Source organism: Halomonas sp. MMSF_3323, assembly GCF_030733595.1.
GTDB classification, from domain to species: Bacteria; Pseudomonadota; Gammaproteobacteria; order Pseudomonadales; family Halomonadaceae; genus Halomonas; species Halomonas litopenaei.
This window is the reverse complement of the sequence record NZ_JASHIT010000063.1, coordinates 1-20,577: the sequence shown is the minus strand read 5'-3', so window position 1 is coordinate 20,577 and position 20,577 is coordinate 1. Positions and strand designations below refer to the sequence as shown.

The window sequence follows — 20,577 nt, the reverse complement described above, 5'->3', positions numbered from 1 at the left end:
ATCACCGATCGACGGGCCTTTTCGTTGTGCCTTCCAATGCAACGGTTCAACACCGACGCAACAACGACAGAGCGCCTGGCGGTTGCCCGCCAGGCGCTCTGTTATCGTCGTTTCAGTCTTTCAGCAAGCGCTGCGAGCGCTCGCCCTACACCAGTTCGGCGCTGTTGAAGAAGGCCGTCAGCGCACGGGTCAGGTGTTCCACGTCCTGGCTGCCGGCGGTCTCGCGGATAGAGTGCATCGCCCACTGGGGCACCCCCACGTCCAGCGTCGGCACGCCAAGCTCCGTTGCGGTGATGGGACCGATGGTGCTGCCGCAGCCCATGTCCGCCCGGGTAATAAAGGTCTGCACCGGCACCTCAGCCTTCTCGCACAGATCGCGGAACATCGCCGCCGTGGCGCTGTTGGTGGCGTAGCGCTGGTTGGCGTTGGTCTTGATCACCGGGCCCGCGTTGAGGCTCGGGCCGTGCTGGGCGTCGTGCTTGTCCTTGTAGTTCGGGTGCAGTGCGTGGGCGTTGTCGCAGGAGATCATCCGCGAGGACTGGATCAGGCGGATATAGCCTTCCTCGGTGCCCTCGCCGACCAGGCCATTCACCCGCTTGAGCACGTCGGCGAGGAACGGGCCCTGGGCGCCACAGGCGCTGGCACTACCCACCTCTTCGTGATCATTGGCGACCAGCACCATGCCCTGTTCGCCGTCGGCGTCGAGCATCGCCTCCAGGCCAATAAAGCAGGACAGCAAGTTGTCCAGACGCGCGCTGGCGATCAGTTCCTTGCCCACGCCCACCAGCGACGGCGGCTGCAGGTCATAGAAGCCCAGCTCGAAGTCCAGCACCTTCACCCCGGTCAGGCCGTGCTCCTGCTCCAGCCAGGCCAGCAGCAGTCGATCGAGGCCGTCGTCCTTGCCGCCCTGCAGCACCACCGGCGCCATCTGAGTCTGGGCATTCATCGCCTTGCCGTCGTTGGCTTCGCGATCCAGGTGGATGGCCAGGCTCGGGATGATGGCGATGGCCTCGGCAACGTTGAGCAGCACGCCCTCGACGCGACCATCGGCATGACGGACATGCAGACGCCCGGCCAGGCCCAGGTCACGGTCGAACCAGGGCGCGAGCAGTGCCCCGCCATAGACCTGCACGCCAAGCTGCAGCCAGCCCGCCGAGGTCTGGCCGGCGTGGGTCTTCAGCCTGAGATTGGGGCTGTCGGTATGGGCGCCGACCATGCGCAGACTGGTGACCGGCTGGCCCTTCGGCAGGTTGACGGCGATAATCGAAGAATCGTTGCGGGTCACGTAGAAGCGGTCACCGGGAACCAAATCCCAGCTATCGGTCTCCAACAGACGACGGTAGCCGGCGTCCTCGAGCCGCTGAGCCATGTTCGCGGTGGCGTGCCAAGGGCTGGGGGAACGGTGAAGAAACTCAAGCAGCCGACTGAGCCTTTTGGCGCATCCGGCATCATCCTTTGGCAAGCACTCCTGTGACATGGGCGTCCTCTGTTGCATGATAGTGTGGTTCAAGGATTGACCCTAAATGTCGCACAACGGCAAGGGTCAAGGATTGACATCAAGCTGCTACAATGCGAATCCGGTCCAAGGGACCCGCCGACCGAGTCGGTGTCAGACCGACGAGTGTACACGAATCCTGGAGTGCTTCATTGATGAGCCTGATTGAGTCTGCGGGTCGCGCCCTGGCGCTGTCCCTGCTGATCGCGGCCCCTACGGCGCTGGCTACTCCCACGCCCGGCGACGACCAGCGTCAGGCGGCCATGGAGGTGGCCGAATCACTACGCTACGGCCACTACGCGGACGTGAGGCTGGACGACCAATGGTCCAACCGCGCCTTCCAGCGTTATCTGGACGTGCTGGACGGCCAGCGTGCCTACTTCGTGCAGGACGACGTGGATGAGTTCGCTGATCTGCGTACCGGCATGGACGAGGCAATGCTTGAAGGCTCTCTGGAGCGGGCCTACGACCTCTACGAGCGCTACCACGATCGTGCCGAGGCGCGCCTTACGTGGATGCTCGACGAGATCGACCACCTCGACATGAGCTTCAACGGCGAGGGCCGCCTCGAACTCGACCGCGAGGATGCCGCCTGGGCCGCCTCCCAGGCGAGCCTAGACGACTTGTGGCGCAAGCGCCTGGCCAACGCCGCCCTGACGCTGTCAATCAGCGGCCAGGAAGACGACGAGGTCATCGACACCCTGCGCGAGCGCTACGAGACCCAGAAGCATCGCCTCGAGCAGACCAACGCCGAGGACGTGTTCGGGCTGATCATGGCCGCCGCCACCGGCACCGTGGACCCCCACACCGAATACCTGTCGCCGCGCCAGGGCGAGTCCTTCGACATCCAGATGCGCCTTTCGCTCGAGGGCATCGGCGCCCTGCTCCAGGCCGACGGCGAGTACGTCAAGGTCGCGAGCCTGGTGCCCGGTGGCCCAGCCGAGAAGGACGGCGCGCTCAAGCCCGCCGACCGCATCATCGGCGTCGGCCAGGAAGGCGAGGACATCGTCAACGTGGTCGGCATGCGCCTGGACGACGTGGTCGAACTGATTCGTGGGCCCAAGGGCTCCGAGGTGCGCCTCGAGGTGGTGCCCGGCGAAGCCGTGGACATGACCCGCTCCACCGTGGTCGACATCACCCGTGACACCGTCAAGCTCGAGGATCAGGCGGCCAGCAGCGAGGTCATCGAGATCCAGCGCGAAGACGGCGTGCACAAGGTCGGCGTGATCGAGGTGCCCGCCTTCTATGTCGACTTCGACGCCTGGCAGGCCGGCGAGGAAAACTACCGCTCCACCACCCGTGACGTCGCCGCCGAGGTCGAGAAGCTCAAGGCCGAAGGCGTCGAGGGCATCGTGCTGGACCTGCGCAACAACGGCGGCGGCGCGCTGCAGGAAGCCAACTCGATGATCGGCCTGTTCATCGACCGTGGCCCCACCGTGCAGGTACGTGACGCCCGTGGCCGCATCAGCCTCTACGGCGACACCGACAGCGGTACCCTGTATGACGGCCCGCTGGTGGTGCTGGTCAACCGCCTGTCCGCCTCGGCCTCGGAGATCTTCGCCGGTGCCATCCAGGACTACGGTCGCGGCCTGATCGTCGGCTCCAACACCTTCGGCAAGGGCACGGTGCAGACCCTTAATGACCTGAGCTACGGCCAGATCAAGCTAACCCGCGCCAAGTTCTACCGCATCTCTGGCGAGAGCACCCAGAACCGCGGCGTGAAGCCGGACATCATGTACCCGAGCCTGCTCGACCCCGAGATCATCGGCGAGAGTGCGCTGGACAACGCCCTGCCCTGGGACACCGTGCGCGACGTCCAGTACCGCAGCTACGGCACCCCGCGCCAGTACTTGAAGGACCTGCGCGCCCGCCACCAGCAGCGTGCCGACGAGCACCCCAACTTCCACTACCTGGAACAACGGGCAGAGCTAGCCAGCCGCCTGCGCGAGCAGCACACCAGCGTCAGCCTGAACCGCGAGCAGCGTCAGCGTGAAGCCGACGCCCAGGACGCCGAAATGCTGGCACTGGAAAACGAGCGCCGCGAAGCCCTCGGCCTCGACACCCTCGAGGAATGGGGCGACGCCCGCGAAAGCGGCGACGACGCAGACCTCGCCGACGAAGAGACCGAAGAGGAACAGCCCGTCGACCGCGCCGAAGTCGAGGAGTCAGCGGAAATCCTGCTCGACTTCGCCGAACTCGGCCCGAGCTGGCAATACGCGGTAAAAGGCTAAGCAGCGAAAGAACGAGTAGTCGCACGCAAACGAAAAAGCCGGGGCATCGAGCCCCGGCTTTTTTATTGACGTAGTCTGAATCCAGCCATAGTCACCCTACCGGCGAGCAGCCCTCCTCACTCTTCTCTCCCTCCAAAGCCATACCGCGACCAGGAGTTCGAGCACGGCGAAGCCCACAAACGCCACCCCGTACCCCCAGCGAACCTGGCGCTGCTGCTCCTCGGTCGGAAACAGCTCCAGCGAGCCCTGCAAGAACCCAGCACCGCTCAGCAGCATCAACACGAGCAACAGCACCGCAACACACCAGAGTAGGGTTCTCACCTTCGTCCCGCCTTGTTCGTCAGCAGCAGCTGTCTACATTTTTGCCAATGCGCATACGGCTACGCATACTGACAATGACATCGAAAATCAGAGCGACGATGATGCAAACACTATACGATCAGGACGCTCCCAAACAAGCCACAAATCTCAGCATAAACAGCGACTTGCTGAAAAGGGCCAGGAGTATGAATGTCGACCTCTCGGCTACGCTAGAGAAAGCACTGGAAGCAAAGCTCGCCGAGAGCGAAGCCGAACAATGGCAGAGGGACAACAGCAACGCTATCAAAGCTTACAACGATGCCATTGCTGAACATGGGTGCTTCGCCGAAGAGTACAGGACATTCTAATTCCCCAGTTCGACGTGGACGCTAACCCCATCGCGTCGACGAAAAGGATGTACCCCTACCTTCTGGACATACAGAGCGATACCCTCTCGGCGTTGGCCACCCGTATTGTGGTGCCCCTTGGACGAGCATCTTTCCTCGAAGGAGAAAAACTGACCCGCCTTACTCCAACAGCGACCCTCGACAGCGAAGAAATGTTGATCCTTATCCCACAAATCGCATCATTTCCTGCCAGCGTTTTCAAAACGCCCATCGGGACTCTAGAGCACACGCGAGATGAAATGGTGGCTGCACTCAACTTCGCAATATTCGGGGTCTAGTGTTGAATATAGGTATCTAACGCTGAGCTCAGTTAAAAAATACTTGGCACCACATTTTTCGAAGCAAAATTCGTGACATGTATTTTTTTAATTGAAGCGACTTGTTATAAATACGTATCATTTAAATCTGAAGCCAAATTGATAGAATTAATTTCATTAACTGAATTATTACTTCGTTCGTTCAATATATGACTTTCATAATCGTATATGCGATTACAAATAAAATCATTTATATTGCTTTTATATATATCCAATCGTGTGGCAAATTCCTCTCTTCCTTGCTGAGGAGGAAAGTGACTATTCTGACTTGGTAATCGAAATACAGGAATATCACTACTTTGTATAAACGCATCCCTAAACTTATCACTACGCACAGTTTTTTCTTGTAAATGAAATGGACCATCATATTCTAAAGCGACTTTAGCTATGGTGATATTCTTGTTTCCATAAACGAAATATAGTTCTAACAACAAATCTATTTCATATGATTTACTTCCATCGTTAAGTGAATTCCTATCCCACTTATATTGAGGTTTCGCACTAATAAAGTAGCTATTACCTAATCTTGTTTTGAATGACTTTAGTTGAGATACCAATTCAAATGAAAGAGGTTGTTCCGTCAGCAATGGTACATTAAATGAACTTTTATTACTTAATGTTCCAAGTACCTCTCCAATAAATTTAATCTCCTCAGTACTAACCGATCTTCTTTGTTCTATGCAGAGCAATAATATTGTTGCTCTGTAACCAATCATAGGGTTTAAGTATCTATAAAGGTGATAGACTTTTTTATTATCAAAATTGAGCAATTGTTCTGCCATACGACAAATTTGATTATGTCTCTCAATTTTCTTATCTTTCATAAAAAATTTTATTCCCTCGCCCGAAAATAACCACTTAAGTTCGTGTATTTATAATAGTTTTATTAGCACAGCTCAATATCTGATACCTCATCAATTTTAAAGCTATCTTCTACTATGCTTTCAGATAACTCATCCATATCGATATTGTCTCTATTAATTGTTATTGAGACCAAACCAGAAACATACAGTTCAAACTCTTCTTGCACTTCAAAATAGTGGTCATTGTGATCAGAAACTGAGGGAACATGTTCTCTCTCTGGATCCATACAGTAAAAGTCTGATTTGAAGATATAATAATCAGCCAAAACAACAATTCTTAACTTGAAAGGGATTCCAAACTGCCCATTTCCGTAATATCCAGCCTCAGAAAAGTCCAACTCAATATCTTCAGCTTCACCATAGCTATTGATGGTTGCTTCATGGTTGTCATCTGGTATCGATGGATCAGAAAATGTTTTCCAAACTATGGATTCACCAATATGATTTGATAGAAAATATTGTATTTCTGAGCTTTCATTCTCAAACTTTTGTATAGCGGCGACTAATGTGCAAATGCTATCTATTAAATCAACCTCTTTTAATTCATCTTGAATAAAATCGATTTCAATGAAATCAGAAAGGCTTTCGTAGGTGTTGATAGTTTTCTCATCGGCAAAAGCTTCCCTCACTTTATTATCTCCTGCCACCACATGAATTGGATTATGGACATCATGCAATTTAATTATTGACTGGACTATAAAACTATCGGGAATATCTTCACGGTTTTTTACTGATTTTAGAGGTGGCTTTCCTTGAAAGTACGCTTCCAAGGCTAGGCTTGCCTGATCTAAACATAGTGGATGTAGTTTTGCCCCAATTCTGTCACACCAATTGGTTATTTGGTCCTCTGCATTAGATAGAATATTTTCAGACTCTCCTTCAAGCTCGGCTTTTGCCGAAACTAATCTTTCTAGAATATCCTCATCTAAAAGTTTTCTAGACAGGCCAGTCAACCCCGAGATGGCTTTCACCAAGTCTTTAGAGTAGATATCTCTTTGCTGAGTCTGGAATTCACGTAAAACAACATAAGGAACATGAAGGCAAAGCAAACCAGCTTTCGAAAGCTTTTCAAGCGCGTTGAAATGCAAGTTATCTCTTGCTGGATTGTTTCGATAAATGTTCGTGTCCAAAACTATATGGATCAAGATTTACTCTCCATAGTGCTAACGTCGCAAACAAGCGCGGCTTTGTAGTGGAGGAGATAAGCCGGAACGAAAAATCCGTCGCCTTGATTTGCTTTGTTAGAGACCGATTACAAGCTCCAACATTAACAAGGCAAAAGATGTGAGAGCTATATCATTACACATTTCAATATACATAGAGTAAGGCATTTCTCTTTTGGCTCCCGTGCCTCCGCTTCTGTACTCAATATAGCGACGTTTTTTAACTAATATCAATGCTCCGTGATGAGACGAGTTTCTTAAGGTACTATCCAAGCAGTTACAAAAACCTGATAACAGCTGATTCTCTTTGATTGGGTTAGCCCTATTAGCCTTGTTAATGGTTAAATACTTTTTCAAATCCATATTCTTAAATTGATCGAATTTTCGGCCATTCAAAATATTGTTTATGCAAGCCAAGGTCGAAATATTTGACGTGTAGTGCTCAAAGGCGTTTCCGTAAAACATTTTCGTTGTTTTAAACCCTGAAGATGTAGCTATACAACCATCCGGAACAGGTGCACCATTTTTGACGTACAATATGGCTTGGTCATACTCAGAATACCCCTTAAAATATTCTGAAAGAATTTCCAAATACCTACGTAAGTTATCAGACCTAATTTCATTTACATAGAACTCCCTAAACCTAAAAAACTCTTCGCCATTAGTTTCTCTGGCCTGTTTAATAAACTCTAACCCATCATAAAACAGTTGCATTTTCCGAGGCATTAGCATTTGCGCTAGAAAATCATAAAGAATATTTTCTAGTTTAATTTCGTCTTCATATCCATATCGGGAGTATCCGGAAAGCGTTTTTTGACTTAGTTCGGCTTGCCCATTTTCTCTAAGTGACCAGCCTTTCTTAATAATTTTCCACATCTCTGTGGCATTACTTACACCGCCCAATTCATTGTAAGCATCTAGTATTATCGGCCCCTGTATACCTTTTGGCCTTTCGGGTTCTGGCAGCTTACTAGTTTCTCGAATGTACTTTACTTGATCCATCCAGGAAAAGCTTTGATCCAATGTTTCATTCTTTTGGTCAATCACGAAATGAGGACTTAGATTGACGACAGGGCCTTCAGTCTCACCATGCGTACAATTTTCAACATGGGCTATTGTTGTAGATACATTTTCGAGATCGACCTCCATTCCTATCGTAATTTCTTCTTTACAACTAGGACATTGAAATGCGTGAATTTGCTCTGGGTTGTGGCCAACCCATATCCTGGCTGTAATAGGTGTATCGCAAGTCAAACACGTTATTCTCTCTCGAACTACCACATTTCACCCTTAGTGTTCTCTAACGCCGCGCTCTGCGGAAATTTGCGAGCGCCAGCGAGTAACTTTTCCGTAGCAGCGCTTTGTTAGGCATTCTTGATCCAGTCATAAAACGTTTTGAAGGATGCATCTCGCTCCGATAGTTCTTCAAGGTCTAGGTCGTTAACAAGCTTGGTTAACATCTCGCGCATCTCTGTTCCTCGATACCGGCGATGGAAATCCTTAGGATCCAAACCAAGCCAAGACTCTATTTCTGGATCTGGAATCGAACACCTCCAGCTATCCAATTCAACTCCTCGGTTTAACATGTCGCGGGTTTTGCCAATGTCATTATCTGAGTCTGTAACGATTAGAACAGGAGCGCTTGTGATGATATTGCTAGCAGCATTGGCAACACGGGGGATAGTCATTTTACCCATGGCGACAATAATATTGATTTTCTTGGTAAGACCAAACTTACTGAGAATTTTAGTTGTCAAAAGCGACAGTAGTTCTCGGTCAGTGGTTCCTTCACAGACAATGACTAAGTCAGAAGTTGCTTCAAAATTTGAATCCTGCTTCACAAGCATTGATGACATATTGTCGTAAGTGAAGGCTTCGATGATGGTTTGACCATCTTTTGACACTTGTTCCATTTCAGTTGAATGGTAGACAACACCCTCTTCAGCTGCAATTCTAAGCTTAGATTTCAGAACACTTCTGAAACTACTCCCCCCGATGATTACCGCGTCGATATCTTCCTTACCGAACAGAATTACATTTAGAGACTTTCCAAGTGTTAAAGCATCAACTGCATCTTTGGAGTAACCAGACATGGAGATAAAAACCCCAATTGTTCCAGCCAGTTTGCCGTCTACTTTACCCTTGAACTGATAAATAGCTGAAGCTGGCAACTCATCTTTATGCCATTTTGCCTCTAGCAGAAAAACACTGCCATCGAGAAAGAATGATCCATCAATCTGTTCTCCTTCGGCTTTATAACTTGCGCGAGGATCTAGTTGCTCATGCTCTAAACAGCTTTTAAGTATCTCCTCAAATGCGTAGCCCCTTTTTCGGTACCATATGGGAGGAGCATCGTCAGTCGGCTCAAGCCATTCTTTATATTTTTCTCTGAAATCCATAGCCCTTCATGCTTTCTCTGATGACTGCCTAACGCCGTGCTCTGGGGAAAACCGAAGCGCAGCGTATGTTTGTCCCTAGCAGCACTTTGTTATGCACGTGTGCACAGGTTTTCATAGTTCATTAATTCCAAAGGAGCGATTCTTTCAAACTGCCACTTTGGAACGTAAATAGAATCATCCTTTATACCTTCAACAAATGGCTCCAGATCTGCTTTCTTACTTACACCTAAAACTGAGGCTAGGCGGCTAAAGTACTCAATAGATTCAGATCTAAGGAAAATCTCAAAGGGTCCACCATGAAATGATTTGAATACAAGAGTTTCTGGCCACCACTCTTGCCTTCGATCTTCCTTAATACTTTGCAATGCCTCCACCAGATACAAAACAAAATCAGCTTGCATCATTGTATCGAATGAAACTCCTGAATCTGTACACCTCTCCTTGATCATATCTGCGTGAACTGATAATCGTTGAAGTTTGAGCCGGCTATTTCGATGGTTAAGAGACTCAAGATAATTTCGAAATACCCCGAAGGAGGCCATGGTACTACGCCCATATCGTGCATCATTTTCAATGTAATATCGCTGATTCAGCAAGTAAGCAACGATATCAAATCTTTCATGTTTTAGGAAAATCGAAACGCATAGAATAAAAGATTCTTGAATAATGAATTTCAGATTGTCCCAGTCCCACTTATGATAGGAACTAGCACCATCTGGCCTATCTAGAAATTGAATAAGAGATTCAAAAAATTTATGTATTACCGGGGCTGAAGTTGTCGTTTGGTTATATTGAGCAATAACAGCAAATACCTCCACCAACTCATTTCTGGCAGGGATGAATTGCTCGATGCTATCTACTATTTTTTGATCAAAATTACTAGCCCCATTGCTTGGCTCCAGCCTAAGTCGTGAAAAGTTCTCTGAAAACAAGCTCAGATACTCAACTAATGCGCCATGTGCATGCGAACGGTTATTTCTTATTGCTTCCACTAATCTACGAAAGGCAACTGATGTCCCCAATGAGACTTGTTCCTCCTCATCTAAGAATGCTGGTTTTTTTCCTATTTCAGGTTTTATGTTTAACGGCTTATCATAAATCCATCTCAACAACTGCTCAAAGTTTTTGCCATATAGCTCATCATCAGAGAGGTCAATGTAGATTCTCGACTTGTAAAATACAGGAAGCTTTGCTTTTCCCTCTAAATCTCTGCTCGCTACGACGGCAACAAACTTATTTTGATCGACGCTTTCATAGACCTCGGCTGAGATAATTTGGGTCTCTGTTCCAACACCGCCTCTTCTCGCATTAGCTCTATCGCTATATTGCTCATCTATAACCAAGATGACCTTTTTGATTTCTTCATCTGAAACCATTTTCTCCATAAATGCGTTAGCATCATTCCCTTCTTTCAGATCCCATTTATCTAATATTACATCCACCCCATTCTCTCGGAGTTCAGTACCAAGTCGGAGAACCCAATCTTCATGTTCAGGGCTCGACCAACAGTAGGAAATGAATAACTTTGGCTCTGACATTTTTCGATTCTTACCTCATATTTGGTTTAGTGCATAACGCCCGCAACAGCGGCAAATTGGGAGCGCAGCGAGTAATTTATCCGACTGCTTTCGCTTGTTAACTGCCTTCAATCTTGCCCGATTCAGCTACCGTTTTTTCTATACTCATTAGCTGTTTATTAGTAGTTTCTATTGCCTTGACGACTTTCGGGCCCCAATTGTGGTCACTCGCATTCGTACCTTCAAACTGAGTAATATCTAGTTTGCTTAAACTTGATATAGATGCGGAAGCAGGCCGCAAGCGCTTTGATCGGCTGTAGGTAGAGGTTACTTCGATAGGAGCACCACCGAGATATTTTTTTAGACCACCATATTGTCCCCAGGTGATTATCAATTCTTGGCCTGGAGCAAGATACGGAACACCTACAATAATCGGCCCATCAATCATGGGCCCAGGCATTTCCTTAGGAACCTCAATGCCGAACGCTTTGCTGGGCAAGGGTCGATTAGTTAGAAATTTAATATCTAAGGCAGGTCCCTTCCCTATGTTCTTGATAATGAGATTAACAATTGAGGGGCGAAGCCTGTCCACATCTGCATAGACGATTATTTCCGGATCTATTGCAGTTCGATAGACAACATAAGTAATTGTCGCTGAGGCGCTTGCTATTAGCACCATAAAAAGCGATATCCAATCTCCGGCGCTCATATTCTCTCCGTGCGCGAGCAGTTAACATTTTATTCATAGGCATGCTCATTTCTCTTCCGCATGAACGCACCCAAATTGCAGCCTATATCTTTGAATTTTTCCATAAACCCCTCACTTTACGACGGAGTAATCCGGAACAAAACACGCATACTCATGTTTAAAGTGCGCATGCCAAAAATCGCTCTACCGTGATCGTAAAGCCATTGATTGGCCGTAATTTTAAAGCGCATGTGCGCAATAAACACGCCTTCTAATGCATCATTTCGAACATTCCTCTAAATACTGTGCCTTATTTCGCATACACGCATGAATAACGCACGCAGAGAAACTGCGAAGGCATGTTGAGGAGAGAAAGCCCTCCCCCTTCACCTACGAACAATCGAACTACCGACCAGGCACGCTACCGCCACGGCGGCCACACGACATGACCACCCAGCGCGACGAATGCCGCTGTGCGATCACGAGTACGGAAGGAATTGAGGACGGGTAACCAAAATCGGCAGCACGCTGCCGATGCCTGCCAAACAGGCGGCAAGGCGCCCGCATTGAACGTCAGATTAGCGTTGGCTGGTCATCCCTTGGCCATCGTCGGCTTTCCTATCCCTGCGCATGATCGTTGTTGTCGTGCTCGTAGCGGCACTGTTTATAGCTTGGCGTTGGCCATTAGCAGCAGAATAGACAAAAGATGTGAGGAATGGGAACGAATTTACGTGTTTTTTGGCTTAAGTCTTACAAACTGTTGAATTTCGGAAACTGCTTTTTGGAAGCACTTGCTCGAATAAAATTCGGGGATAGAGATTTGAAGCTGATACGACTGCCCTGCCCAGCGCGAGCAAGCAATCACTCGCATATGGCGGATGGGTGGTATAGCTTGTTCAGCTCGGCGCCAGGTAACCGCGATGCGTTTTTGATCCACCACAGAACCTTGCCGCCATTGACCGGAACAGCTCCGTGCGTCTGTGAGGCAACGTTTCGAGGTATCGCTACCAGGAAGCGTATTCACGCCCAGCGCGGCAAGCGGGCCTGGGTTGCCATACTGAGCACCAAAACGAGCCAATATACGTGAATACGTCAGAATGAGCTGCGAGGCTTCAGATGGATACCCGTATACAGTTTCGCATCGATGAAGAGACAAAGCGCCTAGCCCAGCAGATGGCAGAGAGCCAGGGGCGTACGCTTAGTGGCGCCTGCAGGGAATTGGCAGAACAACTCGCCGAGCAACAGCGCCAAGCAACAGCGCCAAGCAACGTCACACCATGACTGGTTATCGCTTCAGGTCAAGCGAGCGTTTGACAGGCCCGAAGCCGGTGCAGCGACCTTTGTCGATCATGAAACCGCAAAATCCCGGATGGCAGAACGAAAGTCACGGATCCGCGCCCGTGACCTTGCCCCGGTAATCGGCGATTCCAAGGGAAGAAGAGGGTCTGACAAGGCGTGAAGCCATTTTCGACTTCCTCTACCAGTTCAATCCTGTGGTTGCCGAACGGACTGATGGCCAGATCGAGGAAAGGGCAGAACTGCTGATGCTGCAACCGCTACTCGGCGTAGAGCGCCAAGGTATTCCTGGTCGCTTGCTAATCCTTCCGGAAGTATCGCTTCTGATCTCCTATCAGTTGGCAGGCTCAGATATCCGGATCATGCGGGTCCTTCACCAAAAGCAGCAATTCCCGCCCGCCGATTGACGGCTAATCACTCTCTGACCGCAAAGGCTCGAAGCGGACGTAGCTTCTTGGCTCGGCTGATGGACGGAGTTAGCCGGCCCCTCCCCTTCGCTCGATATTCGTTTAGCGTCATTACTTCACCTGCTCTGCATCCTGCCCATCAGTGTCTCGCTATCACGCCCTTGGCTGGCCGGCGTCGCCTGCCGCACCTACCTCACCTATTGGCCGCTCTCGGTGTCAACATCGGCGAGAGGCTGGTCCTTGGGTGCGGGGTTGGCGTACTTCATCCAGGTCTTGCCGAGGTGGTTGCGCAGTTCGTTGCCCACTTGCTTGCCGTCGCGGGCTTCCAGGGCGGCCATGATGGCTTCGTGCTCGTCCATGGCGACGGACCACTTCTCGTTTTTCAGGTTGGAAAGATAACGCACTCGGTAGAGCTGTCGGCTAAGTGTGGCGTGAATCTCGATCAGGGAGTTGTTGCCGGAGAGCGAGACGATGCGGTTGTGGATCGCCTGGTTCAGGCGAAAGTAGTTCTGGCGGTCGCGTCGCAGGAAGGCGGCCTTCATCTCGAAGTGCAGGGCCTGCAGTTCGGCGATGTCGTCGTCGCTGGCATTGGTGCAGCAGAGCTCCGCGGCTGACTGCTCCAGCACGCTCAGCACGTAGGCCTTTTCCTGCACGTCCTGGGGGCTGACGTCGGCGACCACCGCACCCCGGCGTGGGGAGATGACCACCAACCCTTCTGCTGCGAGGATCTTGAACGCCTCGCGCATGGGGGTGCGCGAGACGTCCAGTTCTTCGGCCAGCTTGCGCTCGGGCAGCCGCTGTCCGGGCTGGAAGTGATCCATCACGATATGTTCACGCAGGTAGTTGGCGACCTTCTCCACCAGTCCTTCGCGTGCGTCCACTGCCGCTTCGTCCATCGTTATCGCCGTCATGGTCTTCGATATCTAAAGAATGGCATACCGTTTTTTGACGGGCAAACATTTACGCGGTTTGTCTCACTTCATTTATTCGTTGTTATTCAACGATATAACGCACATTTTTTGTCTTATGCGACCAAGGTCTATGCCCCAATCGTTTGACCATCAAAATGGTATACCACTACATTTCTCTGCATCTTGATCCCGCCCGATCCTTCCAGACCGAGGCCTTCAACCCGCTCAGGCAGCCCCCCCCGGCATCGCGCCAGCGGTGGGCCAGGCCAGCACGGAGACGCTCTACGACCATGAATTACCTTCACCACTTTGATACCGCCACCACCGTCGAGGCATGCGTCGCGGGCGCTGGCGATTTCGGTCGCGGCATCCTCCGTCAGGCCCAGCAGATGCCCGGCATGAACGCGCGTATCGCGGTGGACATCAGCGCCGAGACGGCCGCCCAGGCGTTCGAGAAGGCCGGCATTCCGGCCTCGCAGATTGCGGTATGCCAAACGTCGGACGAGGCAAACGACGCCTGGCAGGCGGGTAAGTTTGTCGCCTGTGGCGATCTCGAAGTGGTCAAGCACCTGGATTTCGACATTCTGGTGGAAAGCACCGGTATACCAAACGCCGGTGCCGCCCACGCGGCCAGTGCGCTCAAGGCCGGCAAGCACGTCGGTATCGCCACCAAGGAAACCGAATCGGTGGTCGGCCCCTACCTGACCCGCCTGGGTAACCGCCACGGCCGCCTGTTCACTCCGCTGGACGGTGATCAACCGAGTCTGTTGATCGGCCTGGTGACCTGGGCCCAGACGCTCGGCTTCGAGATCATTGCCGCCGGCAAGAGCAGCGAATACGACTTTGTCTGGGACGAGGCGGATCAGGCGATCTGGTGCAACGGCATCCGCTTCGACGCCCCGGACATGGCCGACCTGTGGACGCTGCCCGAGGGCGACGAGCGCAGCGTGGTGCGCGCCCGTGGCGAGCACCTGAGCGCCATCCCGCAGATCTCCGCACCGGACCTGTGCGAGATGACCAATGTGGCCAACGCCACCGGCCTTACCCCCGACCACCCTGCCTTCCACGCCCTGGTGCTGCGTACCCATGAGGTGCCGACCCTGCTGGATCTGGAAGGCAACGGCGGCGTGCTCTCCGGCACGGGGCGTCTGGAGGTGTTCAACTGCCTGCGCCGCCCGGACGAGCTGAGCTTCGCCGGTGGCGTCTTTGTGGTGGTGCGCTGCGAGGACGCCCACGCCTGGGAGGTGCTGGACGGCAAGGGCCATATCCTGAGTCGCAGCAAGAAAAGCGCCATGGTCTACCTGCCGCGCCACCTGCTGGGCCTGGAGGCGCCGATCTCGCTGCTCGACGCCGTGCTCAAGGGCCTGCCCTCCGGCGGCGGCCAGGCCACCCGCCCGGCGGTTGACCTGGTCGCCCGCGCCACGGTGTCACTCAGCAAGGGGCAGGAGCTTGAGATGAAGGGCCATCATCGCCACATTGCCGGCCTTCAGCCCGAGGTGCACCCCGCCGCTGCACTGGTCGATGCCACCCCGGTGCCCTTCTATCTGCTGCCCGGCGCCACCCTCAAGCGCGATGTGGCTGCAGGACAGTTGATCAGCGTGGCCGACGTACAACTGCCGGATTCCACCTTGCTCCACCTTCGCCGCGAGCAGGACGCGATGTTCTTCTCCACCGCCGAATCTTCCTCCGAACCGGCCTGACGTCATGTCGGGCCACCTGGCAACCACTGGGCAGACGCCCATGCTCAACCACAACAACCACCCCCAGGAGAACGCCATGATCACCCGAAACGCGATCATCACCGCCAGCGCCCTCGGCCTGTCGCTCGTCGTTGCGAGCCCCGCCGCGCTGTCCGCCGACGAGGCGGCCGACTTCCCCTCCAAGCCGCTGCAGTTCCTGGTCGCCGCCGGCGCCGGTGGCGGCACCGACAACTTCGCGCGCACCATCAAGCCGCTGCTTGAAGAGGCCATGGACACCCGCGTGACGGTGGTCAACCTGCCGTCCGCCTCCGGCGCCCTGGCCCACCAGCGTACCGCCAACGGCGACGCCGACGGCCACACCCTGGACTTCGCCTCCTCGACCCTGGTCACCTCGCTTGCCGCCGGCCAGAACCCCACCGGCCTCGACCAGCTCACCCCGGTGGCGCGCATGCAGTCCGACGTGATGACGCTGATCGTCGATCCGGACAAGTACGCCGACTTCGACGCCTTCATGGAGCACGCCAAAGCCAACCCGGGCCAGGTCATCATCGGCGGCACCCACGCGGCCAGCCCCGACCGCATGGCCTTCCTGTCGTTCCGTGACGCCACCGGCCTGGACATCAGCTTCATCCCCTACGACGAGGAAGGCAGCGTCGCCGCCAACGTCATGGGCGGCAACATCGATGGCCTGTTCGGCGAGATCAGCTCGGTGCTGAGCTACATGGAATCCGGCGAGATGATGCCGATCCTGGTGTTCGCCGAAGAGCGTCTGGAGAACTTCCCGGACATCCCCACCACCGTCGAGAACGGCTGGGACCTGACCGACGGCAACGAGCGCGGCATCTTCGTCCACGCCGACACCCCGGACGCCATCGTCGAGAAGCTCGAATCCACACTGAAGAGCGTCTACGACTCCGAGACCTACCAGGAGTATGAAGAGCGGGTGAACCTGCACTACCGCGAGGGCTGGCTGGGTAGCGACGACTACCGCGAGAAGCTCGAGCAGAACCTGGAACTCTACACGCGGCTTCTGGAAAACACCTGATCCCGTGGACTGGCGGGCCGGGTACTACCCGGCCCCTCACCTTGCGCTGACGGGACTCGCTCCCGCTGGCCCGCCGTGAACCGAGCCTCACCATGCATACCAAGTTCACCGTCTTTGCCGTCCTGCTGCTGGTACTGGCCGCCGTCACCCTGGTGCCGACGCTTGATTTCCCGAGCTCCGAGGACGTCTCGACCTTTATCGGCCCGCGCCTGTGGCCGCTGTCGCTGTTGCTCCTGCTGATCGTGCTGTCGGCGACCCTGCTGGTCTCCACCCGCATGAGCCAGGCCAAAGAGCGTGCCAGCGACGCCGAGGCCAAGGCTTCGATGGAGAAAGCCCCAGCGACTGACCCCGGCCAACAGGCTGACGCCGGCCAGGCCAGCGCCACCGACAGCGCCACCGACAACGTTACCGACAGCACCACCGAAGCCGCTGACGTTGCTCTTAACCCTGGGTTTCTTGCCGCCAACCGCCACTGGTGGCTGATGGGCACCACCGTTGCCTACACCCTGCTGATGCCGGCCATCGGTTTTCTGCTGGCCACCGTGATCTTCACCCTGGCCTGCACCCTGCTGCTTGGCGCGCGCCACTGGGCGGCCCTGCTTGCCACCGTGGTCATCGCCGTTGCGCTGATCCAGGGCGTGTTCTCCACCCTGCTGGGCATCCCCCTGCCATGACACCCAGCCGGTACGATTTTCCACCAGTATTTCGCGGGAGCTGACGATGCTGGAGAGTTTTCTCAGTGGGCTAGGCGTGGTCTTCCAGCCCATGAACCTGTTGATCCTGACCTCGGCCGTGTTCATCGGCTTTATCGGTGGCGCGCTGCCGGGCATCAGCGGCGTGATCCTGGTGGTCATCCTGCTGCCGGTCACCTACGGCATGGAGCCCACCCAGGCGTTCATGCTGCTGACCGCCATCTACGGCTCCACCGTCTTCTCGGGGCTGATCACCGCCATCCTCTATCGCGCCCCGGGCACCCCGGAGGCGGTGATGACGGCCTTCGACGGCTACCCCATGACCCAGCAGGGCGAGGCCGGCAAGGCGCTGGGCATCGGCGTGCTGAGCTCGGCGGTGGGCGGGCTGGTCGGCACCATCGCGCTGATCATCTTCACCCCGATGCTGGCCTCGGTGGCGCTGAAGTTCTCCTCCCCCGAGTACTTCGCACTCGCCATCCTCGGCCTGACCGTGGTGGCCTCCCTCGGTGGCCGGCTGATCCTCGGCTTGATCGGCGCCACCCTGGGCCTGTTGATCGCCACCATCGGCATCGACCCGCTCACCGGAACCAGCCGCTATACCTTTGACAACCTCAACCTGGCCGAGGGGGTCGGGCTGATTCCGGTGATCGTCGGCCTGTTCGCGGTGTCCGAGGTGATGAAGCGCTCCCTGAGCCGTGACGCCGAACAACCGCTGACCAAGGTCAAGATCAAGATCTTCGACGCCCCCATCCTGAAGAAGATCGGCGTCACCCTGTCGCGCTCATCCATCCTTGGCGTCATCATCGGCATCCTGCCGGGCATCGGCGCCAGCACCGCCGCCATGGTCAGCTACAGCGAGACCGTGCGCTGGTCCAAGCACCCAGAGAAGTTCGGCAAGGGCGCACCGGAAGGTATCGCTGCACCGGAGGCCGCCAACAACGCCGCCGCCATGGGCGCCCTGGTGCCGCTGTTCGCGCTCGGGATTCCGGGAAGCGGTACCACCGCGATCATCCTCGGCGCCTTCATCATGCATGGCCTGCAGCCGGGGCCGATGTTCATGCTGACCTCGAGCGACCTGATCTACGCGGTGTTCGCTGGGCTGTTCGTGGTGAACTTCATGATCCTGGCGTTCTCCAAGCCGTTCATCAAACTGTTCACCCGGCTGCTTAACGTGCCCTACTCGGCGCTGGGCCCGATCATCCTGATGTGCTGCATCGTCGGTACCTACTCGGTGCGCAACTCGATGTTCGACGTCTGGCTGATGCTTGGCTTCGGTGTGCTCGGCTTCCTCTTGGAGAAGATCAAGTTCCCGCTGGTCTCGATCATCCTTGGCCTGGTGCTCGGCCCCATCGCCGAGAGCGAGCTGCGTCGCTCGCTGGCGATGTCCCAGGGCGATCTCGGCATCTTCTTCTCGCGCCCGATCAGCGCAAGCCTGATCGCCATCGCCGTGCTGCTTCTGGGCACCACCATCGTCATTGCCCTGCGCAAGCGGGCCAGGAACCGGGCCGCTGCGATGGGCTGATGTGATAAAGCCACACACCGGCTGACCACCAGCATCCTCTCTACGCAGAAACGACATCGCCCTCGCTGCCGATCAGGCAACGAGGGCGATTTTCTTTGCTGAACCACCCGTGGGCGCCAACAACGCCAGAAGGCTAGATTGATCTTGCGTACGCCTTAGCGTACGCTAGCAAAAAATGGAGGCGACTAATGACCATATTGAATGCAACAGAAGCCCGCTCGAAGCTGTACGCTCTAATTGATGAAACGACGGAAAGCCATCAACCCATTGTCATCACTGGAAAAAGGGGCAATGCAGTGTTACTGGCTGAAGAGGACTGGCGCGCCATCAACGAAACCCTCCACCTACTCTCCATACCTGGCATGCGTGAATCGATTCGTGAAGGAATGGAAACCGACCTCGCCGAGTGTGATCAGGAGCTCGATTGGTGAGCTGGAGGATCTACTACACCAGGCAAGCTCAAAAAGATGCGAAAAAGCTCGCCTCATCAGGCCTAAAGGCCAAGGCACAAGAGTTGCTGGCCATCCTTCGCATGGACCCGTATCAAACGCCACCCCCTTACGAAAAGCTTGTCGGAGATCTCTCAGGGGCCTACTCCAGAAGGATCAACATTCAACACAGGCTCGTCTATCAGGTCATACAGGAAGAAAAGACCATTAAAGTCTTAAGACTATGGACGCACTACGAGTAGAGCTAAATGACGACTCGTCACCCAGCATGCCTCTCTATCAATAGTCATGCCCCGCATCCACTGCGGCAGGTGCCTCCGGATGCAGGCGCTTGATATGGACCCGCCGGGCGAGGCGAATCAGCGGCCGTATCATCATCTCGATACTGCCAATCAGAAACAGCCAGGTCCCTATATAGGCAAGCGACTCGTAGAAAAACAGAATGCTGCCGATGATAAACCAGGTGCCGATCAAGAGGTCGTTGACGATACTGAGCACCTCGTAGCGCTGGCGAATGACCAGCTCTTCATGACCGATGTGCAGAGTCAGGGCGGGAGATTTCGACGGCTCCCGAGAGGTTGATTTATCGCTCATGCTGCATCTCCTTTCGCCGTAATTCCCAAGCCATGCCTGGCTGCGTGAGGCGTCACCGCGTCGTCTAACGTCGATCCTGTCCAGCCGAAACGTCCAACGTCGGCAGCGACCGCCTACCATCAATCATTTAGCCAAGGATGACGCCTGACAAGGCCATTTGCCAGCGGGGAGGCTTCCCAACAAGATGCCATGACAAGAGTGCGTGAGCTGGTTCTGCGGGCCCTTCTGGAGTGCTGCAGCCCAGGGACGAACTGGGTCGAAGCTATCGACACACGAAAAAGCAGCGTCGAGATAAGACTGATGCCGCCATTGGGCAAGCGCGAGAGCGAGGATGGAGCGAATCGAGCCACGTGTCGCCGCCAGTTGGCGAGAAACAGCGAGCAGGAGAAATTAGGTAACAACGGAGAAAATAGCTAAGAAGGAATTCGCTACGAAGAGAGTAACAAGAAGGAGGGTTGCACCGAGGGAACTAGCGATAAGCGCTATGAGTGCCAGATGCCGCACTGGCTCCCCGAACAGGACTCGAACCTGTGACCCAATGATTAACAGTCATTTGCTCTACCAACTGAGCTATCGGGGAA

Annotated in this window: 21 protein-coding genes and 1 tRNA gene; 11 read left to right on the top strand and 11 right to left on the bottom strand. The window is 54.1% G+C overall.

The window, feature by feature from the left end:
• Positions 1 to 145 precede the first annotated feature (145 nt).
• On the bottom strand, positions 146 to 1,477 hold the full coding sequence (locus tag RBB39_RS21850) for a M18 family aminopeptidase (RefSeq protein WP_306169409.1): 1,332 nt from the start codon (positions 1,475 to 1,477) through the stop codon (positions 146 to 148).
• A gap of 173 nt (positions 1,478 to 1,650) precedes the next feature.
• Here RBB39_RS21850 and RBB39_RS21845 point away from each other — a divergent pair, with 173 nt between their 5' ends.
• Positions 1,651 to 3,726: a carboxy terminal-processing peptidase gene (locus tag RBB39_RS21845; protein ID WP_045994040.1), complete on the top strand. Its 2,076-nt coding sequence runs from the start codon at positions 1,651 to 1,653 to the stop codon at positions 3,724 to 3,726.
• Positions 3,727 to 3,822: 96 nt separating this feature from the next.
• On the opposite strand, the gene RBB39_RS21840 is transcribed toward RBB39_RS21845, so the two are convergent.
• Entirely contained in the window at positions 3,823 to 4,047 is a 225-nt protein-coding gene (locus tag RBB39_RS21840; protein WP_306169408.1) for a hypothetical protein, read from the bottom strand.
• Positions 4,048 to 4,094: 47 nt separating this feature from the next.
• Between RBB39_RS21840 and RBB39_RS21835 the strand changes: the two genes are divergently transcribed.
• The gene (locus RBB39_RS21835; protein WP_371931894.1) at positions 4,095 to 4,394 is read left to right on the top strand and encodes a type II toxin-antitoxin system CcdA family antitoxin; all 300 of its coding nucleotides are present in this window, start codon (positions 4,095 to 4,097) and stop codon (positions 4,392 to 4,394) included.
• Positions 4,364 to 4,711, top strand: coding sequence for a CcdB family protein (locus RBB39_RS22835; RefSeq protein ID WP_371931892.1), 348 nt, complete (start codon positions 4,364 to 4,366; stop codon positions 4,709 to 4,711). Before RBB39_RS21835 ends, RBB39_RS22835 begins: the two co-directional genes overlap by 31 nt.
• Before the next feature lie 104 nt (positions 4,712 to 4,815).
• On the opposite strand, the gene RBB39_RS21830 is transcribed toward RBB39_RS22835, so the two are convergent.
• From RBB39_RS21830 to RBB39_RS21805, 6 genes are all read right to left on the bottom strand, one after another.
• Positions 4,816 to 5,574, bottom strand: a complete 759-nt coding sequence (locus tag RBB39_RS21830) for a hypothetical protein (RefSeq protein WP_306169406.1) — start codon at positions 5,572 to 5,574, stop codon at positions 4,816 to 4,818.
• A 62-nt stretch (positions 5,575 to 5,636) separates the two neighbouring features.
• Positions 5,637 to 6,743, bottom strand: coding sequence for a PIN domain-containing protein (locus tag RBB39_RS21825; protein WP_306169411.1), 1,107 nt, complete (start codon positions 6,741 to 6,743; stop codon positions 5,637 to 5,639).
• 111 nt (positions 6,744 to 6,854) lie between these two features.
• Positions 6,855 to 7,925, bottom strand: coding sequence for a hypothetical protein (locus RBB39_RS21820; RefSeq protein ID WP_306169405.1), 1,071 nt, complete (start codon positions 7,923 to 7,925; stop codon positions 6,855 to 6,857).
• 215 nt (positions 7,926 to 8,140) lie between these two features.
• On the bottom strand, positions 8,141 to 9,175 hold the full coding sequence (locus RBB39_RS21815; RefSeq protein ID WP_306169404.1) for a TOPRIM nucleotidyl transferase/hydrolase domain-containing protein: 1,035 nt from the start codon (positions 9,173 to 9,175) through the stop codon (positions 8,141 to 8,143).
• An 89-nt stretch (positions 9,176 to 9,264) separates the two neighbouring features.
• A complete protein-coding gene (locus RBB39_RS21810) occupies positions 9,265 to 10,713 on the bottom strand; it encodes a toll/interleukin-1 receptor domain-containing protein (RefSeq protein WP_306169403.1) in 1,449 nt (482 codons plus the stop codon).
• Between the two features lie 97 nt (positions 10,714 to 10,810).
• Positions 10,811 to 11,401, bottom strand: a complete 591-nt coding sequence (locus RBB39_RS21805; RefSeq protein ID WP_306169402.1) for a hypothetical protein — start codon at positions 11,399 to 11,401, stop codon at positions 10,811 to 10,813.
• A gap of 1,095 nt (positions 11,402 to 12,496) precedes the next feature.
• Between RBB39_RS21805 and RBB39_RS22830 the strand changes: the two genes are divergently transcribed.
• Together RBB39_RS22830 and RBB39_RS21795 are read left to right on the top strand one after the other, a co-directional pair.
• The gene (locus tag RBB39_RS22830) at positions 12,497 to 12,661 is read left to right on the top strand and encodes a type II toxin-antitoxin system RelB/DinJ family antitoxin (RefSeq protein WP_371931891.1); all 165 of its coding nucleotides are present in this window, start codon (positions 12,497 to 12,499) and stop codon (positions 12,659 to 12,661) included.
• Positions 12,662 to 12,804: 143 nt separating this feature from the next.
• Entirely contained in the window at positions 12,805 to 13,083 is a 279-nt protein-coding gene (locus RBB39_RS21795; RefSeq protein ID WP_371931893.1) for a type II toxin-antitoxin system RelE/ParE family toxin, read from the top strand.
• 197 nt (positions 13,084 to 13,280) lie between these two features.
• Here the strand turns inward: RBB39_RS21795 and RBB39_RS21790 are convergent, their stop codons facing one another.
• The gene (locus RBB39_RS21790; RefSeq protein ID WP_253029386.1) at positions 13,281 to 13,994 is read right to left on the bottom strand and encodes a GntR family transcriptional regulator; all 714 of its coding nucleotides are present in this window, start codon (positions 13,992 to 13,994) and stop codon (positions 13,281 to 13,283) included.
• 290 nt (positions 13,995 to 14,284) lie between these two features.
• Here RBB39_RS21790 and RBB39_RS21785 point away from each other — a divergent pair, with 290 nt between their 5' ends.
• From RBB39_RS21785 to RBB39_RS21760, 6 genes are all read left to right on the top strand, one after another.
• Positions 14,285 to 15,694, top strand: a complete 1,410-nt coding sequence (locus tag RBB39_RS21785) for a flagellar biosynthesis protein FlgA (RefSeq protein ID WP_253029387.1) — start codon at positions 14,285 to 14,287, stop codon at positions 15,692 to 15,694.
• Between the two features lie 76 nt (positions 15,695 to 15,770).
• The gene (locus tag RBB39_RS21780) at positions 15,771 to 16,739 is read left to right on the top strand and encodes a tripartite tricarboxylate transporter substrate binding protein (protein WP_045994607.1); all 969 of its coding nucleotides are present in this window, start codon (positions 15,771 to 15,773) and stop codon (positions 16,737 to 16,739) included.
• A gap of 92 nt (positions 16,740 to 16,831) precedes the next feature.
• The gene (locus RBB39_RS21775) at positions 16,832 to 17,413 is read left to right on the top strand and encodes a tripartite tricarboxylate transporter TctB family protein (RefSeq protein ID WP_253029388.1); all 582 of its coding nucleotides are present in this window, start codon (positions 16,832 to 16,834) and stop codon (positions 17,411 to 17,413) included.
• A 46-nt stretch (positions 17,414 to 17,459) separates the two neighbouring features.
• The gene (locus RBB39_RS21770) at positions 17,460 to 18,953 is read left to right on the top strand and encodes a tripartite tricarboxylate transporter permease (protein WP_045994605.1); all 1,494 of its coding nucleotides are present in this window, start codon (positions 17,460 to 17,462) and stop codon (positions 18,951 to 18,953) included.
• 188 nt (positions 18,954 to 19,141) lie between these two features.
• Positions 19,142 to 19,384 carry a type II toxin-antitoxin system Phd/YefM family antitoxin gene (locus RBB39_RS21765; protein WP_124803879.1) on the top strand — a complete coding sequence of 81 codons (243 nt, stop codon included), beginning with the start codon at positions 19,142 to 19,144 and terminating at the stop codon, positions 19,382 to 19,384.
• Entirely contained in the window at positions 19,381 to 19,644 is a 264-nt protein-coding gene (locus tag RBB39_RS21760; RefSeq protein WP_124803881.1) for a Txe/YoeB family addiction module toxin, read from the top strand. The genes RBB39_RS21765 and RBB39_RS21760 overlap by 4 nt, the downstream gene beginning before the upstream one ends.
• A gap of 37 nt (positions 19,645 to 19,681) precedes the next feature.
• On the opposite strand, the gene RBB39_RS21755 is transcribed toward RBB39_RS21760, so the two are convergent.
• Both RBB39_RS21755 and RBB39_RS21750 read right to left on the bottom strand, forming a co-directional pair.
• The gene (locus RBB39_RS21755) at positions 19,682 to 19,996 is read right to left on the bottom strand and encodes a YrhK family protein (RefSeq protein WP_213229624.1); all 315 of its coding nucleotides are present in this window, start codon (positions 19,994 to 19,996) and stop codon (positions 19,682 to 19,684) included.
• A 504-nt stretch (positions 19,997 to 20,500) separates the two neighbouring features.
• Positions 20,501 to 20,576: transfer RNA gene (locus tag RBB39_RS21750), tRNA-Asn, on the bottom strand.
• Between the last annotated feature and the right edge of the window lies 1 nt (position 20,577).